This is a genomic window from Streptomyces sp. NPDC040405, assembly GCF_055595765.1.
Window position 1 is genome coordinate 358,379 of the sequence record NZ_JBVIVI010000002.1, and the last position, 17,824, is coordinate 376,202.

Sequence of the window (17,824 nt, forward strand, 5' to 3'; positions counted from 1 at the left end):
TTACCGGTCAAGGGTTCGAGAGGTCACGAGTGTGAACGCAAGTCAGAAAGAAGAACGATTTTGCGTTTTCTTGACCTACCGGGGCGTTGTCGTGAACGCGTCCGTGAATCCACGATGAGCGGGCACTTCGTCAGACGCACGCCCACGCATCGATGGGTCGGTACGGGAGCGGGATCCCGAAAGGCCGGACAGGAGTCGCGCTAACGCATCAGTTCACCGGCGTTCACCAGCAGCGACTGCCCGGTGATCGCCCGGGCCCGGTCGGAGGCCAGGAACACCGCGGCCTCCGCCACATCGCCGTCCGTCGCCAGCTCGGGCAGCGCCATCCGGCCCGCGAGCCGCTGCCCGATCTCGGACTCGGGCAGCCCCTCCGTATGCGCGGCGAACTGGACGTACGCCTGCACCGGCGGCCCCCACATCCAGCCGGGCTGCACGGTGTTGACCCGGATCCGGTGCGGGCCCAGCTCGCGTGCGAGCGAGTACATCGCCGAGGTGAGCGCCCCCTTGGACGCCGCGTAGGCGGCCTGCCGCACCTCGGTGGGGGCGGCGACCGACGACTGCGTGCCGATGAGCACCACCGCGCCGCCGTTCCGCTTGAGGGCGGGGAGGCAGGCCCGGGTCATCCGCAGCGTCCCGAACAGGTTGACGTCCACCACGCGCTGCCAGGACGCGAAGTCGGCGTCCTCCAGCCCGCCGAAGTGGCTGTCCAGCGCGGCCACGTTGACGACGGCGTCGATCCGGCCGAAGCGGTCCAGTGCGAGCGCGGCAAGCGCCTCGCACTGGGCCTCGTCCGCGATGTCGGTGGCCCGGTGGGCGGTGCGCGTGCCGTCCGGGTCGAGCTCCTGCACGGTCTCGGCCAGCCGCTCGCCGGTCCGCGCCCCGAGGACCACGTCGGCGCCCTCGCGCAGAGCGGCGGCGGCGATGCGATGGCCGAGGCCGGGGCCGACACCGGAGACGATGACGGTTCTGCCGCTCAGCATGGGGCCTCCTCGTGGCTGACGCGGCGTCAGGGTAGGCGCGTGGCACGGGAAAGGCCATACCCGGTTCGCGCCGGATGCCGCCGGGCCGCGGATCGTGCCGCACCCCTCCCCAGCTGACGTCACGTCAGCTACACCTGATGGGTATGACGAGTGACGCGAGCGAGGACACACGCGGCGAGCTGTACGGGGAACTGGCCGCGGTCGGCCCCTACGGGGTGCGCCCGGGGCACGCCCTGATCACGATGGTCGAGCCGCATCCGGGCCATGAGTACGCGTACAACCGCTGGTACGAGGACGATCACTTCATCGCGGGCGCGATGGCCATGCCGTGGATCTACGCGGGCCGCCGCTGGGTCGCCCCCCGCGACCTCCAGCGCCTGCGCTACCCGGAGAAGTCGGCGGTCGCCCAGCCGGTCACGGCGGGCTGCTACCTCACCGTCTACTGGCTCACCGAGGACCGCTACGCGGAGCACATGCGGTGGACGGTCGGCATCAACAAGCGGCTGAACCGCGACGGCCGGGTCTTTCAGGAGCGCACCCACGTCCTGACGGCCTTCCACGACCGGGAGGCGACCGTCTACCGGGACGGGGCGGCCGGGCCGCGCGACCACCATGCCCTCGACCATCCCTACGCCGGGCTGGTCCTGGAGGTCGTCGAGAGCGAGAGCCCCGAGCGCCGCGGCGAGCTGCTCGACTGGCTCACGGCCCGCCATCTGCCCCGCCGCCTGGCGGGCTCGCCCGCCGCGATGGTGACCGTCTTCCGCCCGACCCCGCTGCCGTCGGACCGGATGGCGTACGTCAAGCAGGTGGAGGGCGTCGACACCAGGCTGACCCTGCTCTGGTTCCTGCAGTGCGATCCACGGACGTGCTGGGAGGAATACATGACGGGTCTGGACGCCGATGTGGAGCGATCAGGACTGGGCCGGGTGGAATTCGTCGCGCCGTTCATTCCGACGATTCCCGGGACCGACCGTTACGTCGCGGAACTTCGCTGAAGGGGAGGGAAAAGCGAGGGAAGCCGAAATGCGACGAGCCCTCTCGGCAGGGACGGCGGCCGGTCGAGAGGGCTCGGTGGCAGACTTTCGATACTGCGGCTCTACGGGGCCGGACCGCGCTGCCGCGGCCGGTCGAACAGCAGGATCAGCCGAGGTCGAAGGCTCCCCCGTGGACATCGGCGACGAAGGCCGACCAGGAGGCGGGGGCGAAGCTGAGAGTCGGTCCCTGCGGGTCCTTGGAGTCGCGCACGGCGATCTCGTCGACGACCGGGGAGGCGATCTCTACGCAAGCGCCGTTTCCTGCGGAGTACGAGGATTTAACCCACGTATTCGTCTTTCCCTGCTGAATGGACACAATTGCTCCGATGCGATGTGTTGAAGAGACACACCTCCGTTTGGAGGCGAGGCCGACGTTACTCGTCAACATCGTCCGGAAAAGTGGCCATTCACTCGACCGGGTGGCATATTCCACCGGCCCCTTCCAGAGCATGGTGCGGAGGTGTACCCTCCGCACTCGCTCCCGACCGGCGTCGTCAGCCCTCCCCGTGCCGACGCGCATGGTCCTGTGCCACCTCGGTGATGAACTGGCGGCTCTGGTCCACATTCAGCGCCTGGGCCCGCAGATGCTCGTACATCATGCTGTAGCTCTGCACATCGGTGAGCTTCTCCAGATAGAGGTCGCTCGTCACGCCCTCCAGGTAGACGACGCTCGTATCCGACTCGTCCGAGAACTCCAGGATGGTGAACTGCCCGCTCATGCCCGGGTGCGAGCCCATGCCGAACGGCAGCGCCTGCACCGTCACATGCGGCTCGTGGCTCATGCGGACCAGGTACTCCAGCTGATCACTCATGATCTTGTGGTTGCCCACCACGCGCCGCATCGCCGCCTCGTCCACCACGGCCCACAGCCGCAGCGGGGTCAGTGGATCGGTGATCCGCTCCTGCCGCCGCAGCCGCACCTGCACCCGCTGGGCGATCTGGTCCGGGGCGACCTCCGGCAGCGCTCCGCTGATGACCGCCTCGGCGTACTCCGGGGTCTGCAACAGCCCCGGCATCACCTGGGGTTCGTAGACCCGCAGGGACGCCGCGTCCGTCTCGAAGCCGATGTAGACGCTGTACGGAACGTCGCCGAAGGCGTTCCACCAGCCCTGCTGGCGCGATTCCTTCGCCATTTGCATAAGGGAATCGACCAGGGCCTTGTCCTCGACCTTGTAGGTCCGGCAGAGGTCGCGCACATCGCGCTGGCTGATGCTGCGACGGCCGTTCTCCAGTCTGCTGATCTTCGACTGGGAGACCATCAGCTCCTCCGCCACCTCCTCCGCCGTCATTCCCTTTTCCTGGCGGAGCCTGCGCAGTTCCTGGCCCAACCGGCGTCGCCGGACAGTGGGGCCGACGTTCGATGTCACGGGACGTGCACCTCCGGCTTCGTACTGCTGATACATGCTGTTCAGCAGCCTGCCACTACCGGACCCGGCCGCGCTGGGAAATGGCCCGACAAAGACCGTACAAAGGGCGATCGCACACACGCGCGGGGCGGCGGGACGGCCGGTCGTCCGGAACGGCCGTCCCACCGCCCCGCGCTTCAGCGGCTCCCGAACCGGGTCGGTGGGGACTGCGGTGCGGTCGGTGGAGCGGAGTGGTGCTCGCTGGTGCTGTATCGGTTCTGCGGGCTCTCGCGAACCCGGTCGGTGCCCTGGAGAAGTGCCCTGTGGTGCCCTGTCGTGCGCTGTGGTGCCCTGTGGTGCTTCGGAACTCCCCCGATGCCCCGGAGCCGCTCACGGATGCTGTGCGGCGTCCTGAGGCGCCCTGGGGGCCTCCTGGTGATGGGTCAGCGGGCTCCGACGCGGTCCATGCTCCCGCGGCGGGACGGCTGGGCCGGAACCCCGGCCGCGGGCTCCGCGGCGCGTGCTCCGGGCTGTCGGCCTGTGGCCGGTGCGCGCCGTGGCTGCGCCGCGACACCGTTCTGCACGTCCATCACGGCGTGCGCCACCAGGCCGCCCATCGGGTCGTGCCTGATCAGATCCCGGAGCCTGGAGCGCGAGGAGCGCCCCTCGTTCCCGGGATACAAGTGCTTGCCGAGCCCGACCGCGTGGGCCAGGGCGGCGAGCGCGGCGGTCCGCGGGTCCGGCGGTACGCCGGTGCGGATCGCGCTGTCCAGCCGGTTCCTGATCTCCCGGCTGATCGCCGTGTCCGTCGCCTGGTAGCGAGTCGTCGGCAGTACCCCGCACATCTGGCCCGCCACGGCATGCACCATGCCGCACCGCTCCAGGTGCGTGAGATACGTCTGGCGCAGCCCCAGCCGGGGCCCGCCGATCCAGTGGACAGCCCGAACCGGACTGCCGCGACGGCGCAGCAGTTCCAGTGCGGAGTCCAGAGTTGGATCTCCAGTCGGCCGTGGCAGCACCACGGCGATACGATCCCCGTCAGGGGCTATCCGTCCGGCCAGAGCCAGCTCTACTAGCTGTGCCCCGGCAAGACCGAGGTCGAGCGACTGCGGCTGCGCCGTGGTACCCGTGGTCGGGTCCAGGGCGAGCAACAGAAGCTCCTCCGGAATTGTTCTGCGGCTCCTGCCCATCCATGCCTCCCCGCGTGGATGAATGACAGGGTGACCCCTGCCACATTGGTCTGTCGAGAGTGCCTGGTGGATTTGGGTGGGAACCGGTAGGTATGTCTTTCTCGTCTAGCAGGTGAGCGATCACCTTCAGGCGCTCTCCGGCGGTGGCGTTGCACGTCTGCACGCCGGGCACACAGGACACTGGTTGATGGTTGTAATGCGGGACGCGGCGCCAGGAGGCGCCCGGCGTCCCGTGTGACGTATCGAGGAGGCATCGGTGGCGGGCGAGTCCCCCGGCAAGTCGGATCAGCAGAAGTCGTCGGGGGAGACGGCCAGGGGAGCACGCGATCCGCGGCTCACGGCCTTCCGCGAGGGGGAGGCCGACGGCGGCCGGTCGACGGTCGCCGTCGCCGAGGACGCCGAGGATGCGCCCGAGTCGGCTCCCGAGGAGTCCGGCGCCGCGTCCGGCGCGGCCTCCGCGGAACCGGAATCGGAGCGCCCGGATGCCGCGGGCGACGACGATGCGTCTGATGTTCGCGAAAGCGAAGACAGTGAATCGGCCGAAGCGGAGGCGGAGTCGAGGCCGGGGTCGGAGCCCGACGCGGAGACCGCGTCGGGCCTGCCGGTCCGCCCCAAGGACGAGGCGCCCTCGTCGGATGCGGCGGACAAGTCGGATGAATCCGGCGAATCCGGCGAAACCGATAAGCCGGAGGGAAGTGACAGCCGCCTGCGGGAGGCCGTCGCGGCCTGGGTCGCGTCCGACGAACCGGACGCGGACGCGGATGCGGACGCGGACGCCGAGTCCGGTGGCGATGAGGCCGCCCGTACGTCGGGCGCGCCCTCCGGCGCCAAGGGCAAGGACGCGGACGACGCCGACGCCTCCGACGCCGGGAGCGACGACGACGCCGCGTCCGGCGACACGTCATCGGACGGGCCGGTCGACCGGAAGACCGCGGTGTTCCGCACGGCGGAGGTGTCCCCCGAGGCCGACGCGGGTGTGTCCGACGCCAAGGGGACGGCTGAAGCGACGTCGGGCGCCGACGATGGCGACGACGACGCCGAGGGCGCGTCCTCCTCGGAGGCCGACGCCGACGACACCGCATCGGCCTCCGGCTCCAAGGACGCCAAGGCCCACGACGCCAAGGCCGGTGACAAGGCCGCCTCCGGTGCGCGGCGTCCGGCTTGGGCCGGGGCCGATGACGACGAGGGTGACGACGCCGCGAAGGCCGCGCCGGACGATGACAAGCCGTCGCGTCCGTCCGTCGACCAGAAGACCGCCGTCTTCCGCGCGCCCAAGGTGGAGGACAAGAAGGACCGGCCCACCGCCGCGTTCGGCGTGCTGCCGGAGAAGAAGAAGGACGTCGACCAGCCGACCACCGCAATCAAGGCGCTCGACGGCGACAAGCGCGACAAGGACAGCAAGGGCGGCAAGGACGGCAAGGGCACCAAGCCGTCCGAGGGCGAGAACGAGCGCACCAGCAAGTTCGTACCGCTGCGTTCCGCCGATGCCCCCGCGCCCGCGAAGGCCAAGCCGGAGGCCAAGGCACCGGCGAAGCCGGACACCGCACCTGCCAAACCGGCCGACGTGCCGGAGACCGAGCGCACCAAGCAGCAGCCGCTGCCGCCGCAGACGCCGGACGGGAAGCAGCCCGCGCCGCTCGATCTGCTGGCGCAGCTGACGAACAAGCCGCCCAAGCCGGAGACGCCGGTGCGGACTGCGGTGCGGCGGGTCAAGATCTGGACGCCGCTGGCGATCCTGCTCGTCGTGCTGCTGGGGATCGCGCAGGCGGTGCGGCCGCTGCCGGAACCGCAGCTGAAGCTGACGGCCGACGAGTCGTACGCGTTCAAGGGCGACAAGCTGGACATGCCGTGGTCCGGCGAGGGCCAGTCCGCGGCCGCGGTCGAGGGCGTGGGCAGCCTGGGCACGTCGGGGGCGCAGAAGCCGGTGCCGATCGCCAGTGTCACCAAGGTGATGACGGCCTACGTGGTGCTCAAGGACCATCCGCTGAAGGCCGGTGCGGAGGGCCCGCGCATCAAGATCGACAAGACGGCGGCCGACGAGTCGAGTTCCGCCGACGAGTCGCGGGCGTCGGTCAAGGAGGGGCAGAGCTTCACCCAGCACCAGCTGCTCCAGCTGCTGCTGATCAACTCCAGCAACAACATCGCCCGGCTGCTGGCCCGCTGGGATGCGGGGTCGCTGGACGCGTTCACCAAGAAGATGAACGACGCGGCCAAGAGCCTGGGCATGAAGAACACGACCTACACGGACCCCAGTGGGCTCAAGGAGTCCACCAAGTCCACCGCGGAGGACCAGCTCAAGCTGGCCAAGGCGGCGATGGGGTCGGATGCGTTCCGGGAGGTCGTGGCGACGCCCAACACCGAGATCCCCGGTCTCGACGGCAAGATCTACAACAACAACAATCTGCTGGTGAAGCCCGGGGTGATCGGCATCAAGACCGGTTCGTCGACTCCGGCGGGCGGTGCGCTGATGTGGGGCGCGGTGCGGACGATCGACGGCAAGAAGCAGCGGATTCTCGGTGTCGTGCTCGAACAGCGCGCGCCCACCACGCTGGACGCCAGCCTCCAGCTCGCCCAGACGGAGAGCTACAAGCTGATCAGCACCGTGCAGGACGCCCTGACCTCGGCGACCGTCATCAAGAAGGGCGATGTCGTCGGTCAGGTGGACGACGGCCTGGGCGGTACGACGCCGGTCGTCGCCACCAAAGACCTGAAGGCGGTCGGCTGGGCCGGGCTGAACGTCGACATCAAGATCGGTGACGGTGGCAAAACCATTCCGCACTCGGCGAAGGCGGGTGCCGTCGTCGGCGAGGTGACCGTGGGCACCGGTCCCGGTCAGGTCAAGGCGCCGGTGGCGCTGCAAAACGACTTGTCCGAGCCGTCCTTCGGGGCCAAGCTGACCCGTATCTCCTGACCCGGGCGGGGACACCGGCGCGGGAGCCGCGCCGGTGTCCGTAGCCGGTCACGAACCGCCTTGCGTGCTAGCGTCGCATGATGTCCCCCGACCCTGACTCGCCCCGACCAAGGCGAACCGTGGGGAACCGGTACAGGGTTGAAAAGATGAACAGGGGCAGACCTCGGGGGAGACGGGGAGAGCCAAGGTGACCACCGTGGATCCGACACGGGCCGACAAGAACGGCAGCTCGGAGGAGAGCACCGCGGCGCGAATACGCCTGCCCGCGCAGCGCCACCCCACCGAGCCGGACGAGCCGAAGGCGGCCCCCGGAGACGAGGCGGCCGACCGGGCAGGGGTGTTCCACCGCGCCTGGTTCGCGCTGCGCCGCCCGGTGCCCGCCGCGCTGGCCGCCGCCGCGGTGCTGCACCTGCTGTGGGTGGCGCTGCTCGCGAACAGCGGCGGCGACCTGGCCGCGCAGGACGCCTGGGCGGAGTTCGCGCTCCAGCACCCCGACTCGGCGTACAACCTGGCCTGGTACGGCGGGATGCACCCGGTGTCGTACAGCGTCATCTCGCCGTATCTGATGGCGGTCCTCGGCGTGCGGTCGACCATGGTGATCGCCGGGACGCTGTCCGCGGGGCTGCTCGCCCTGCTGCTGGTCCGCAGCCGTTCGGTGGCGCGGCCGATGTGGCCCGCCATGTACGGGGCGTTCGCGCTGGTCTGCAACGCGATCTCGGGCCGGGTGACCTTCGGGCTCGGCGCGATGTTCGGCCTGGCAGCGGTCGCGGTGATCTTCGCGTGGCCGGTGCGGTGGCGGTCCCGGCACTGGCACCACCGGACCGGGCGGTTCCTGCTGGCCGCCCTGCTGTCCGCGATGTCGACCATGGCCAGCCCGGTGGCGGGCCTGTTCGTGGGGATGGTGGCGGCCGCGCTGTGGCTGACCAAGCGGCGCCCGGCGGCGTATGCGCTCGGCGTCACCCCGACGCTGGTGGTCGCGCTGTCCGCGTGGCTGTTCCCGTTCTCCGGCGAGCAGCCGATGTCCTTCGGCTCGGCGGTGCTGCCGCTCACCGCCGGACTCACCGCCTGGCTGCTGTCCCCGGCCGACTGGCGCACGGTGCGGGTCGGCGCGGCGCTGTACTCGCTCGGAGTGGTGCTCACCTGGCTGATCCCCTCCCAGATCGGCACCAACATCGCCCGGCTGGGCATGATCTTCGGCGGCGTGGTGGTGATCGCCGCGCTGAGCGAGCGCCGCATCCGGCCCGCCCCCGGCGAGTGGCGCACCACGCGGGCCGGGAAGCGGTGGACCGCGCTGGTGCTGGCGCTCACGACGATCACGGTGTGGCAGCTCGTCAAGACCGGCGACGACGTCATCCACACCACCCCCTCGGCGTCCTGGGCCCGTGAGCTGGCGCCGCTGGTGGACCGGCTGAAGCGGGTGGACGCCGACCGGGGCCGGGTCGAGGTGGTGCCGGTGCGCAGCCACCGCGAGTCCTCGGCGCTCTCCCCGTACGTCAACCTGGCGCGCGGCTGGAACCGGCAGCGGGACCTGGACCGCAACCCGATCTTCTACGGCGAGAACACCCTCACTCCGGCGACCTACCACGAGTGGCTCAAGCGCTGGGCGGTGCACTTCGTGGTGCTGCCCGCCGACAACCCGGACAAGGGGGCCGAGAAGGAGTCCCGGCTGTTGCAGGGCACCGACCTGCCGTATCTGAAGCAGGTGTGGTCGGACGCCAACTGGAAGCTGTACGAGGTCAAGGACCCCACGCAGCTCGCCGACCCCCCGGCCACCGTGGAGCGGGCGGGCGCCGACCAGCTGGTGCTGAAGGTGCGCGAGCGCGGACCGGTTCTGATCCGCATCCCGTACTCGCCGTGGCTGGGCCTGGTCGACTCCAAGGGGCGCAGCGTCCACGCGCCGCAGTCCGACTCGCACGAGGACCTGCCGGTCAACCGCCAGGGCTGTCTGACCAAGCAGGTCGAGGACGCCGAGGCGGGCCAGCCGGAGGACGAGTGGACCGTGCTGCACGCGCCGCGCGCGGGCACCTACCGGATAGCGGGCAAGTACCAGCTGCCGCGCGGCACGCCCTGCCCGAACGAGATGCTGCCGTAGGGCCTCACCCGCAGACGGTGGACAGCCAGGGCCGTCCGCGCTCCCGGCGCAGATCCGTACGGACCTTCTCCAGGCTGGTCAGCAGCGCGTCCGGGCCCTGGCCGACATCGCTCAGGTAGGCCAGGGCGGCGCGCTGGAAGGCCAGCCGCATCCGGGTCGGCATGGCGTCGGACGCGTCCAGGCACAGCGAGCCGGAGTCCCGGAGCGCGCGGGCGATCCGCCGGGCCACGCCGTCGGCGGGCCGCACCTCGATCGGTACCTTGCCGTTGGCGAAGAAGGGCCGGGTGCGGCCGCTCGGGGTGTTCTCCGCCCACTCCGTCTGGGCCTCGGCCGAGGCGAGGTAGGCCAGGAGCTGCCGCGACTGCGGGGTCTCGTGGAACATCGCGGCGAAGTCCGCGGACACCTCCCGGGCGGTGGTGCGGCGGTCGGCGCCGGGGATCAGCCCGGTGGAGAAGTCGAAGGAGGCATGGGCGCGGTCCTTCGGCGGGTAGCCGCCGCGGATGAACGAGCCCTGGTGCTCCAGCGCGCACGGGGGCCGTGCGGCGAACAGCTTCCGGCCCGCGTCCCGGAAGTCCGTGAGCAGCGCGGTGCGCGCGGCGCCCGCCCCGAACAGGGAGCCCCAGGTCCGCCAGGCCCGCCCGATCCGGGGGTCCGTCCAGGCCAGGCCGCCGGTCGCCCACGCCTGGTAGACGGCCTTGCCCTGCTGCTGGAGCAGGATGTCCTCGATCCAGTCGGTGCCCGGCCAGCCGGAGGTCGCGTCGCCGCCCATCCCGGCGCACCACTGGCCGTCCCGGGCGGCGAGGGCGGGCAGTTCGCGCCGGTCGTGGCGGTCCGCGTCGTACCAGACGATGCTCTTCAGGTCGGTCTTGACGGCGATGCCGTACACCTCCCCGTCCCCGCGCGGTGCGGGCTTCCACAGCGGGCCGTAGGCGGCGAGCGTGCTCGCGGGAAGCACCTTCTGCAACGGCACCAGGGCGTCCGCGTAGGTGGCCAGTTCGCCCGGGCTGGGCAGGACGGCGATGTCGGGCGGGGTGCCCGCCTTCACCTCCGAGGACAGCACCTCGCGCAGCGCGGTGGTGCCCTGGTAGTCGACCCGGATCCCGGAGGCGTCGGTGAACGACTGGAGCAGGTCGCGGAAGGCCGCGCCCTCGTCGCCGGTCCAGGTGGCCAGCACGCTGACGCTGCCGCGTGACCGCTGCCCGCCGGTGTCGCCCGCGCCGACCGCGGACAGCACCACCAGCCACAGCCCGAGGACCGCGGCGGTCACATTCCAGGAGCGTCCCTGGGCGCTCATCGCGGCTGGAACCGGTACTCGTCGATGCGCGGCTGGAGCCCTATGAGGATCAGCGCCGCGAGGACCGCGCCGCCCAGCGGGATCCAGCCGACGGCCCCGGCCCGCCAATGGGTGCCCCGCATGGTCGCCGCCACCTCCTGGGCGGTCTCGCCGCCGCTGGAGCCGATGTTGGTCCGGTGCAGGGTGTGCCCCGACGCGACCAGCCGCTGCTGGGTCTGGTGCGTGAAGGCGGCCAGCGGCACCACCGCGATCAGCAGCGCGGTCGCCGCGGCCAGCCACGGGTTGACCAAGCGGCGGAAGCGGTGCCGCAGATAGCGCTGGGTGAGCACGAGCAGCACGCCGAGGGTGAGGAACAGCGCGGGCACCAGCACCCACCAGGCGAACGCCAGCAGCCAGCCGAACGAGGTCTGCGCCCGCAGCACCCGCTGCTGCCCGTCCTGCACGGTGCCCAGCCGGGCCAGGATGCCGTCGTGTTCGCGGGTGAGCATGGCCGTGGCGTAGCTCAGATAGGCATCGCGCAGATCGTCCTCGGCGCGGTTCACATACGCCTGCTCGATGATGTCGCTGTACGAGGAGACCAGCCCCGTGATGGTGAGCAGCGACTGCCGGGCCACCTTGCCGCCCGTGGTGCTCTTCACGGCCTGGGCCAGGCTCTGGTTGGCCGTGGACAGTTCGTTGCGGTAGTCCTCGCCGAGCCCCTCGACGTCGGTGGTGGGGCCGGTGAGGCTCTGCTCGGCCTTGGCGTTGGAGGCGTGGAGGGCGTCGATCGCGGCGGCCACCTGGAGGATCGCCGGGGTCGACCGGGTGCTGACCGCCGTGGAGTTGCGGCTGACCCCGTAGTACGCCGCGAACAGCACGGTCACCGCCGCCGCCGTGACCACGAGCAGCGCGGTCAGCCGCCGGACCAGGAAGGCGCGCGTACCGCTCATAAGTCCTCCTCCGGGCGCAGCGGGGTGTCGCACTTCTGGCAGTACGCGGCGGTGGCGGGCGCGCTGCGGCCGCAGGACGGGCAGAGCCGGTCCGGGCCGGTGGGGGCCGCGGCGGGGGCGGTGCCGGGGAGGCCGGGGACGCCGGTGAAGCGGACGCTCTCCTCGGTCACGATCATCGCCGAGTTGAGGTCCAGCGGCCGGATGGGCTCCCGGATCCGCACCTCGCCGGTGGCGGCGTCGACGATGTGGACCAGTCCGCGCAGCCGTTCCAGCATCTTGGCGCCGCCCAGCCCGTGGGCGAGCCGGACGGCCTGCCCCCACTGCCGCCGGGCCTCCTCGCGGTCGCCCGCCTCGTACGCGTCGCAGCCCGCGGTGATGGCGTGGCCGAGGTCGGAGTCGGCCCCGTAGTGCGCCAGCCGGGGGTCGACGCGGGAGGACAGCAGCACGTCGTCGGTCCACTGGACGAGCACGGACCGCGCTTCGGGCAGCGGAAGCTCCGCGCCTCCGTCCAGCGCGAGGTCACCGTCCAGTACGAGGTCGACGGCGGCCAGTTCGACGTCCTCGCCCACCGGATCGCCCTCGGGGTCGGCGAGTACGCACAGATGGAACTCGCGGGACTCGTCGCCCCAGGCGTCGGTGCGGCACTCCCAGGTGCGCGCGTCGGGCCGGGTGCCCTCGCCGGTGAGGTCGGCCCGGGTGGGGTGCACCTGCTTGACGAAGCCGATGCGGCCGCCCGCCCGGGTACGGACCCGGATCCGCACCCCGGCCAGCGCCTTGGCCATGGAGGCGCGCGTCATCGCCTCGAACTCGGCGGCCAGCGCCGAGTCGTCCAGTACGGCGTCGGCGCGGCCGTGCAGCCTGCGCACGATCTCCTTCAGCTCGGTGGCGTCCCAGCCGTCGCCGATGCCGCGCGCGTCGCAGGTGAAGTGCGGGGTGCAGGCGTCCAGCACCTTGTCCAGATACCCGGCCGCGTCATGCTCGTTGCGGCCGTCGGTGAGCAGCAGGGTGTGCCGGATCGCGGCGGGGCGGCTGAGGTGGAGCCGCCGGGCGAGGTCCAGCCAGGCGCCGATGGCCGTGCCGCCGATGGCGGGCAGCCGGGCGGCGACGCGGGCGGCGGCGGCCCGGGTGTCGGGGCCCGCGACGGCCATCCCACCGGCGAACGGGTAGACGACCTGGGCCTGTTCGGTGCCCTCGATGATCGCGAAGTGGGTGCCGTCGCGCAGGACACCGACGGCGGTCGCGGTCGCCCGGCGGGCCGCCGCGATCTTCGTCGGGGGCCAGCTCATCGACCCGGAGCAGTCGATGACGATGACCTCGGATGCGGCGGTGCGGGCCGCGGCGGGTCCCAGCCCCCGGGCCTCGACGCTGATGACGGCGTGCATCTCGGCGCGGCCCGCGGGGGCCGGGAGGTACTTGTTCTGGTGCACGCGCAGGCTGATGGCGGGCTCGTCGTCCCGCCGCGGATGGTCCTGGTTCATGTGATCCCCTGTCCCCCTGTGCCCCGGTCGGAGCTTTCGTAGCTGTCAGACGCCGGTCATCGGCCGGATGGCGTTGGCGCGGTCGACCAGCACCCCCAGCGCTTCGGGGCTGTCCGCCTGCCGGGCCAGTCGGCGCAGCACGGCTTCGAGCCGCGACCGCACCGACAGCTCGTCGTCCCCCTCGCCGAACAGCAGCCCGGGGTCCGCCGGTTCGTCTGCGGCGCCCCGGTGTGGCTGGTGCGGCCGTTGTGGCCGGTGCGGCTGGTGTGGCGTCCGGTCGAGCGCGGCCTCCAGCACCTCCGCGGTGAGCCGGTCCCGGGCCTGCCCCTGGGCGCGCCCGTCGTCCAGATACAGCCGCGGCAGCCGGGTCAGTACCTCCACCAGGTCCTCGTCGGTGGGCCGCGCCCCCGGGTCCTCGCCGATGCGCCCCGCGAGCACCCGTACGGTCGCGATCCGGGCGGCGTCGTAGTGGCGCGAGACCTTCGGGACCCCGTCGAGGACGGCGGCCGCCCCGCCCCGGTCGCCCGCGGCGAGCCGCAGCCGGGCCAGGCCGAAGGCGGCGCTGCCCTGGGAGCGGTTGCGCTCCCACACCGCCTCGTAGAACCGCTTGGCTGCCTGGTGGTCGCCCAGGTGCTCGGCGCAGTACCCCAGCGCCAGCTTGGGTGCGTACTCGCCGGGCAGCGCGCTGTAGACCTCGTCGAACGCACCCCGCGCCTCGGCCACCGCGCCGCCCGCGAGCCGCAGCAGGGCGCGGTGCCAGGCGGGCCGCCAGTCGTACGGGGCGCCGCTGCCGATAATCTCCTCGGCGGCTGTCAGCTCGGCGTCCGCCCGGTCCCGCATCCCCAGGTCCAGATAGGCGCGGCAGGTGCGGAAGCGGATCTCGGCCGAGGGGTACGGGAACGCGCCCAGCTGCTCGATCAGCCGCCGCGGGCTGCTGTCGGTCGGGGTGTTGAGCAGGGCGGCGCCCGGGTCGGCCGCGTCCGGGAACGGCACCGGCAGCCCCGGCGGCACCTGCTCCGGAGCCGGTAGCCCGTGCGCGAGGGCCCGGCGCGGATCGCCGTCGCCGTCCAGCCAGTGTTCGAGCCCCGGGATCCGGCCGAGGCCCGCGTCCAGCAGCGCGGCGGTCGGGGCGAACAGCGTGGACGGCGCGGGCTGTTCCTCGCGCAGCCGCAGCGCGTGGATCTCCCGGAGCACGCCCCACAGCTGCTCGGACATCTCGCCCGCCGACCCGAACCGCCGCCGCGGATCGCGGGCGGTGGCGCGGGCCAGCACCCGCCGGTACGACTCGGCGCCCAGCCCGGGCGGCGCCTGGGCGGGCCGCCTCGCCTTGTCGGACAGCGACCGCAGGGTCGCGCCCACGCCGTACAGGTCATGGCGCTCGGTGAGCGGACCGCCCCGCAGCGACTCGGGGGAGGCGAACCCCTCGGTGATGACCGGCGGATCGTTGTTCTCCTGCCCGAGCCGCCGGACCGCGCCCAGGTCGATCACCTTGACCCGGCTCTCGTAGTGCATCACGTTGCTCGGCTTGAGGTCGCAGTACAGCAGCCGCTCGCCGTGCAGATAGCCGACCGCGCGCAGCACCAGGCAGCCGTACGCCAGGATGTGCTCGTACAGCCGGGGCCCGTCGTACGGCGGCATCGCGTCCTTGATGCAGTCCCGTATCTGGGCGAGCGTCATGCCGCCGACGAACTCCATCACGATGTAGCCGGTGGCGCTGGCGCTCCCGGGTTCGGGCTGGGTGACGTAGTTGATGATGCGCACGATGCCGGGGTGGTCGAGCATCGTCAGATAGCGGCGCTCCTCGACCGCCGCCCGCAGCGCCGCCTCGTCCTCGTTGTTGATCAGGCCCTTGATGGCGACGGGCTGCTGGTCGAGCTGGGTGTCCTCGGCGAGATAGACCCAGCCGAGCCCGCCGTACGCGACACAGCCGATCACCCTGTACTGCTCGCCCAGCAGATCCCCGGGGCGCAGCCGCGGGGTGAAGTCGAACGGATGGCGGCAGCGCGGGCAGTACCCCGCCGACAGCGCGGGCTCCCCGTGGTACGGCGCGCCCACGGTCTCCTCGCACCCCGGGCGCCCGCAGGTCTGGCCGCGGGACGGCGGCCGCGGGTCGTCGAGCACGAGGTCGGTGAGGGAGGGCAGTTCGACGCGCGGCAGATCCAACAACCCGTCCCCGGCGGCCCCCAGACTGAACTTCCGCGCCGCGTCCCGGCGCCGGGCCCGGTCGGTGGCGGCGGTCGCACTGGATTGGAGACTGCCGGCGGCGCTGCCGCTGCGGTTGGCGGTATGGGGCCCGGTGGCGGCGCGGGTGCCCGCGCCGGTGGCGGGGCCGGGGCCTGCACCGGGCCGCGCGTCCGCGGCGGTGCCGGGCGGTGTGCCCGTCCCGGCACCGGGGTCGGGGCCGGGACCCGGCGGCTCGCGGGTGGCCGCGCTGCGGTCTGCACCGGGTCCCGTGCCTGTTCGGGGGCCCTGGCCTCGGGCCGCGGCCGGGCGCGGGGCGGAGTTCGGGGCGGTGGGGGCGGGTCTGCGGCCGCACTCCGCGCAGTAGCCGCGCGGGTTGATCCGGCCTCGGCCCCCGCCGGGGCAGTCCGCGCGGACGCACGCCGCGCCCGCCGTCACGGCGCCTCCTCGTGCGGCGAGGCGCCCGGCGCCGCGTGCACGGCCTGGACGAAGGCTTCTACGGCGCGGCGGGCGGCCGTCACGTCGCAGGGGACCGCGGTCAGCTCGTGGTGGGCGGCGCGTTGGAGGGGGAACAGCTCGCGGCGCTCCGACGCGGCCTTCGCCCCTAGCAGCGCCGCGTACGCGTTCAGCAGCCCCTTCAGCTCCTTGACCTCGTCGCGCCGGGCGTCGGCCGTGCGCAGTGCCGCCTCGGTGCGCTCCCGCACGGCCCGTACCGCGTGCTCGAACGCGGCCAGCTTGGCGACGATGTGATGGGTCCGCAGCTCGGGGTCGCCCCGCAGCCGGGTCAGGTTGATGCGCAGTGCCGGGGCCTCCGCCGGTTCCGACGCGGCGCGCGCCCCGGACGCGGTGGCCTCGCGCTCCAGCCCGGTGGCCTCCGCGACCCGGGCCGCCAGCTCGTCCAGCCAGGCGTCGACCCGCTCCGGCGCGGGGCGGAACAGCCGCTCGGCCAGCCGCAGTCCGGGCGCGTGCGGATCGCGGAAGACCAGCATCAGCCGGGCGCCCCGGTCGGCGAGGAGCTTCATGAAGCGGATCAGCGCCTCCGGGTCGCCGGCCCGGTCGAGCCCGACGGCCACGACGGTCAGCGGGACGGCGTTGGCCCGGATCCGGCTGAGCGGGGAGGCGTCGCCGGGCGAGCGCAGATCCATCCGGTCGGCGACCCGGCGGGCCACCTCCGTGTCGGTGCGGCCGGTGACGTCGATGGCCAGGTCCACGCTGCCCAGCGGCGGCACCGTGCCGTGCGGCGCGGCGGACAGCGCCTCGTCGTCGCCGCCCCCGGACAGCTCGCGGTCGGCGAGGGTCACGGCGCGGCTGAGCGCCTCGTAGCGGCCGCTGTCGTCGTGCGCGATGACGACCGTCTCCACGTCCGCGATGCCCTCGCGCCGCCCGGCCAGGGACGCGCGGCGCAGCCACAGGGCGAGCCGCTGTGCGAACGGGACGTCCTGGAAGACGGCTTCGCCGGAGGTGAGCCGGGAGACGAGCCGCGCGTCGACGACCCGGTCGCCGCCCACGAAGCGGTGGACGAGCGGGAGGTGACGCAGCACCGTTTCGATGTGGATCATGTTCGACCGCAGCCGTCGCTCGTCGGCGGGGATGCCGGGGGCGTCGTCGTAGCGGTTGACGATCATCCCGATGACATGGCCGGTCTTGACGTCCTCCACCCCGGCGCCGCTGCATCCGCGGCGCACCACGTCCCCGGGGGAGTCCGGGATCAGCTCCAGCCACTCCGCACGCGGGCCGACGGGCCCGGCGATCTTCGCGTAGAACCAGGTGCCGTCGTCGTTGTGGACCGGGAAGCCCAGGTTCCGTACCTGCCCCAGCGGCTCCGGCGACAGCCGGTACAGGGGCACGGCATGCTCGGCGGGCTGCGGGCGGTCCAGCGTCAGCAGCGCGATGTCACCGCATCCGTCGGCGCGCCGGGGCACCCAGCAGCCCGCGGCGACGCGCGCGGTCACCGGGGCGGCGTCGGGCACCTGCACGAGGTCGACGAGGACCCGCGACGCGGGCACCGGGCGGCCGTCGTCCGGGATGACATGGGCGCACGTCAGCACGGTGTCGCCGCCCAGAAGGATTCCGGCGCCCAGGATCTCGCCGGTCATGCCGCGGATGCGAACCCGCCAACACCCCCCGGCGGAGGACTCATTGACGGGAATGCCCATGTCCGCCCCCATGTGGCAAGAGGATACGCCCGCGGAGTGCGGAAGTGACCCCTTCTTCCGACGGGTCACGGGAAAGGTTGAGTGGCCGCGAAAGGCCCGGCCCACGCGCTCCCGCGCGGTCTTCGCGGGCCCGGCGCGAGGGCCGCGATGACCTGCGGTGGCCGCACGCCCCGCCATTCGAGTGATGCGACGTCACACTTCTTGTGGACGGACTCATTCTGATGGATTACTGA

The 17,824-nt window shown here is 72.4% G+C and carries 12 protein-coding genes; 3 read left to right on the forward strand and 9 right to left on the reverse strand.

Annotated elements, in window-relative coordinates; all coding sequences use genetic code 11:
• Positions 1-200 precede the first annotated feature (200 nt).
• Positions 201-980 (reverse strand): SDR family oxidoreductase, encoded by a 780-nt coding sequence (locus ACZ59A_RS08925; protein WP_470955443.1) that lies wholly within the window; start codon positions 978-980, stop codon positions 201-203.
• 137 nt (positions 981-1,117) lie between these two features.
• Here ACZ59A_RS08925 and ACZ59A_RS08930 point away from each other — a divergent pair, with 137 nt between their 5' ends.
• On the forward strand, positions 1,118-1,975 hold the full coding sequence (locus ACZ59A_RS08930; RefSeq protein WP_470955445.1) for a hypothetical protein: 858 nt from the start codon (positions 1,118-1,120) through the stop codon (positions 1,973-1,975).
• A 145-nt stretch (positions 1,976-2,120) separates the two neighbouring features.
• On the opposite strand, the gene ACZ59A_RS08935 is transcribed toward ACZ59A_RS08930, so the two are convergent.
• The 3 genes from ACZ59A_RS08935 to ACZ59A_RS08945 form a co-directional block, all read right to left on the reverse strand.
• Complete coding sequence (locus ACZ59A_RS08935) at positions 2,121-2,330, reverse strand: DUF397 domain-containing protein (RefSeq protein ID WP_468048896.1); 210 nt, start codon at positions 2,328-2,330, stop codon at positions 2,121-2,123.
• Between the two features lie 178 nt (positions 2,331-2,508).
• On the reverse strand, positions 2,509-3,381 hold the full coding sequence (locus ACZ59A_RS08940) for a helix-turn-helix domain-containing protein (RefSeq protein WP_123105023.1): 873 nt from the start codon (positions 3,379-3,381) through the stop codon (positions 2,509-2,511).
• A 422-nt stretch (positions 3,382-3,803) separates the two neighbouring features.
• The gene (locus tag ACZ59A_RS08945) at positions 3,804-4,550 is read right to left on the reverse strand and encodes a GOLPH3/VPS74 family protein (protein ID WP_468048894.1); all 747 of its coding nucleotides are present in this window, start codon (positions 4,548-4,550) and stop codon (positions 3,804-3,806) included.
• Positions 4,551-4,806: 256 nt separating this feature from the next.
• Here ACZ59A_RS08945 and ACZ59A_RS08950 point away from each other — a divergent pair, with 256 nt between their 5' ends.
• Positions 4,807-7,461: a D-alanyl-D-alanine carboxypeptidase family protein gene (locus ACZ59A_RS08950; RefSeq protein ID WP_470955449.1), complete on the forward strand. Its 2,655-nt coding sequence runs from the start codon at positions 4,807-4,809 to the stop codon at positions 7,459-7,461.
• 187 nt (positions 7,462-7,648) lie between these two features.
• Positions 7,649-9,553 (forward strand): MFS transporter, encoded by a 1,905-nt coding sequence (locus ACZ59A_RS08955; RefSeq protein WP_470955452.1) that lies wholly within the window; start codon positions 7,649-7,651, stop codon positions 9,551-9,553.
• 4 nt (positions 9,554-9,557) lie between these two features.
• Here the strand turns inward: ACZ59A_RS08955 and ACZ59A_RS08960 are convergent, their stop codons facing one another.
• Genes ACZ59A_RS08960 through ACZ59A_RS08980 form a run of 5 tightly spaced genes read right to left on the reverse strand, consistent with a single transcriptional unit; the run spans position 9,558 to position 17,531 of the window.
• A complete protein-coding gene (locus ACZ59A_RS08960; RefSeq protein ID WP_470955455.1) occupies positions 9,558-10,820 on the reverse strand; it encodes an ABC transporter substrate-binding protein in 1,263 nt (420 codons plus the stop codon).
• A gap of 23 nt (positions 10,821-10,843) precedes the next feature.
• Positions 10,844-11,776 (reverse strand): hypothetical protein, encoded by a 933-nt coding sequence (locus ACZ59A_RS08965; protein ID WP_470955457.1) that lies wholly within the window; start codon positions 11,774-11,776, stop codon positions 10,844-10,846.
• Positions 11,773-13,254, reverse strand: coding sequence for a VWA domain-containing protein (locus ACZ59A_RS08970; protein ID WP_470955460.1), 1,482 nt, complete (start codon positions 13,252-13,254; stop codon positions 11,773-11,775). Before ACZ59A_RS08970 ends, ACZ59A_RS08965 begins: the two co-directional genes overlap by 4 nt.
• Positions 13,255-13,299: 45 nt before the next feature.
• Positions 13,300-15,873: a serine/threonine-protein kinase gene (locus ACZ59A_RS08975; RefSeq protein ID WP_470955463.1), complete on the reverse strand. Its 2,574-nt coding sequence runs from the start codon at positions 15,871-15,873 to the stop codon at positions 13,300-13,302.
• A complete protein-coding gene (locus tag ACZ59A_RS08980; RefSeq protein ID WP_470955465.1) occupies positions 15,870-17,531 on the reverse strand; it encodes a S1 family peptidase in 1,662 nt (553 codons plus the stop codon). The genes ACZ59A_RS08975 and ACZ59A_RS08980 overlap by 4 nt, the downstream gene beginning before the upstream one ends.
• Positions 17,532-17,824: the final 293 nt, after the last annotated feature.

Bases quoted from the DNA above. Each gene is read 5' to 3' on its own strand.
- ACZ59A_RS08980 (WP_470955465.1), bottom strand. From the start codon at position 17,531: ATGACCGGCGAGATCCTGGGCGCCGGAATCCTTCTGGGCGGCGACACC.
- ACZ59A_RS08965 (WP_470955457.1), bottom strand. From the start codon at position 11,776: ATGAGCGGTACGCGCGCCTTCCTGGTCCGGCGGCTGACCGCGCTGCTC.
- ACZ59A_RS08970 (WP_470955460.1), bottom strand. From the start codon at position 13,254: ATGAACCAGGACCATCCGCGGCGGGACGACGAGCCCGCCATCAGCCTG.
- ACZ59A_RS08945 (WP_468048894.1), bottom strand. From the start codon at position 4,550: ATGGGCAGGAGCCGCAGAACAATTCCGGAGGAGCTTCTGTTGCTCGCC.
- ACZ59A_RS08930 (WP_470955445.1), top strand. From the start codon at position 1,118: ATGGGTATGACGAGTGACGCGAGCGAGGACACACGCGGCGAGCTGTAC.
- ACZ59A_RS08925 (WP_470955443.1), bottom strand. From the start codon at position 980: ATGCTGAGCGGCAGAACCGTCATCGTCTCCGGTGTCGGCCCCGGCCTC.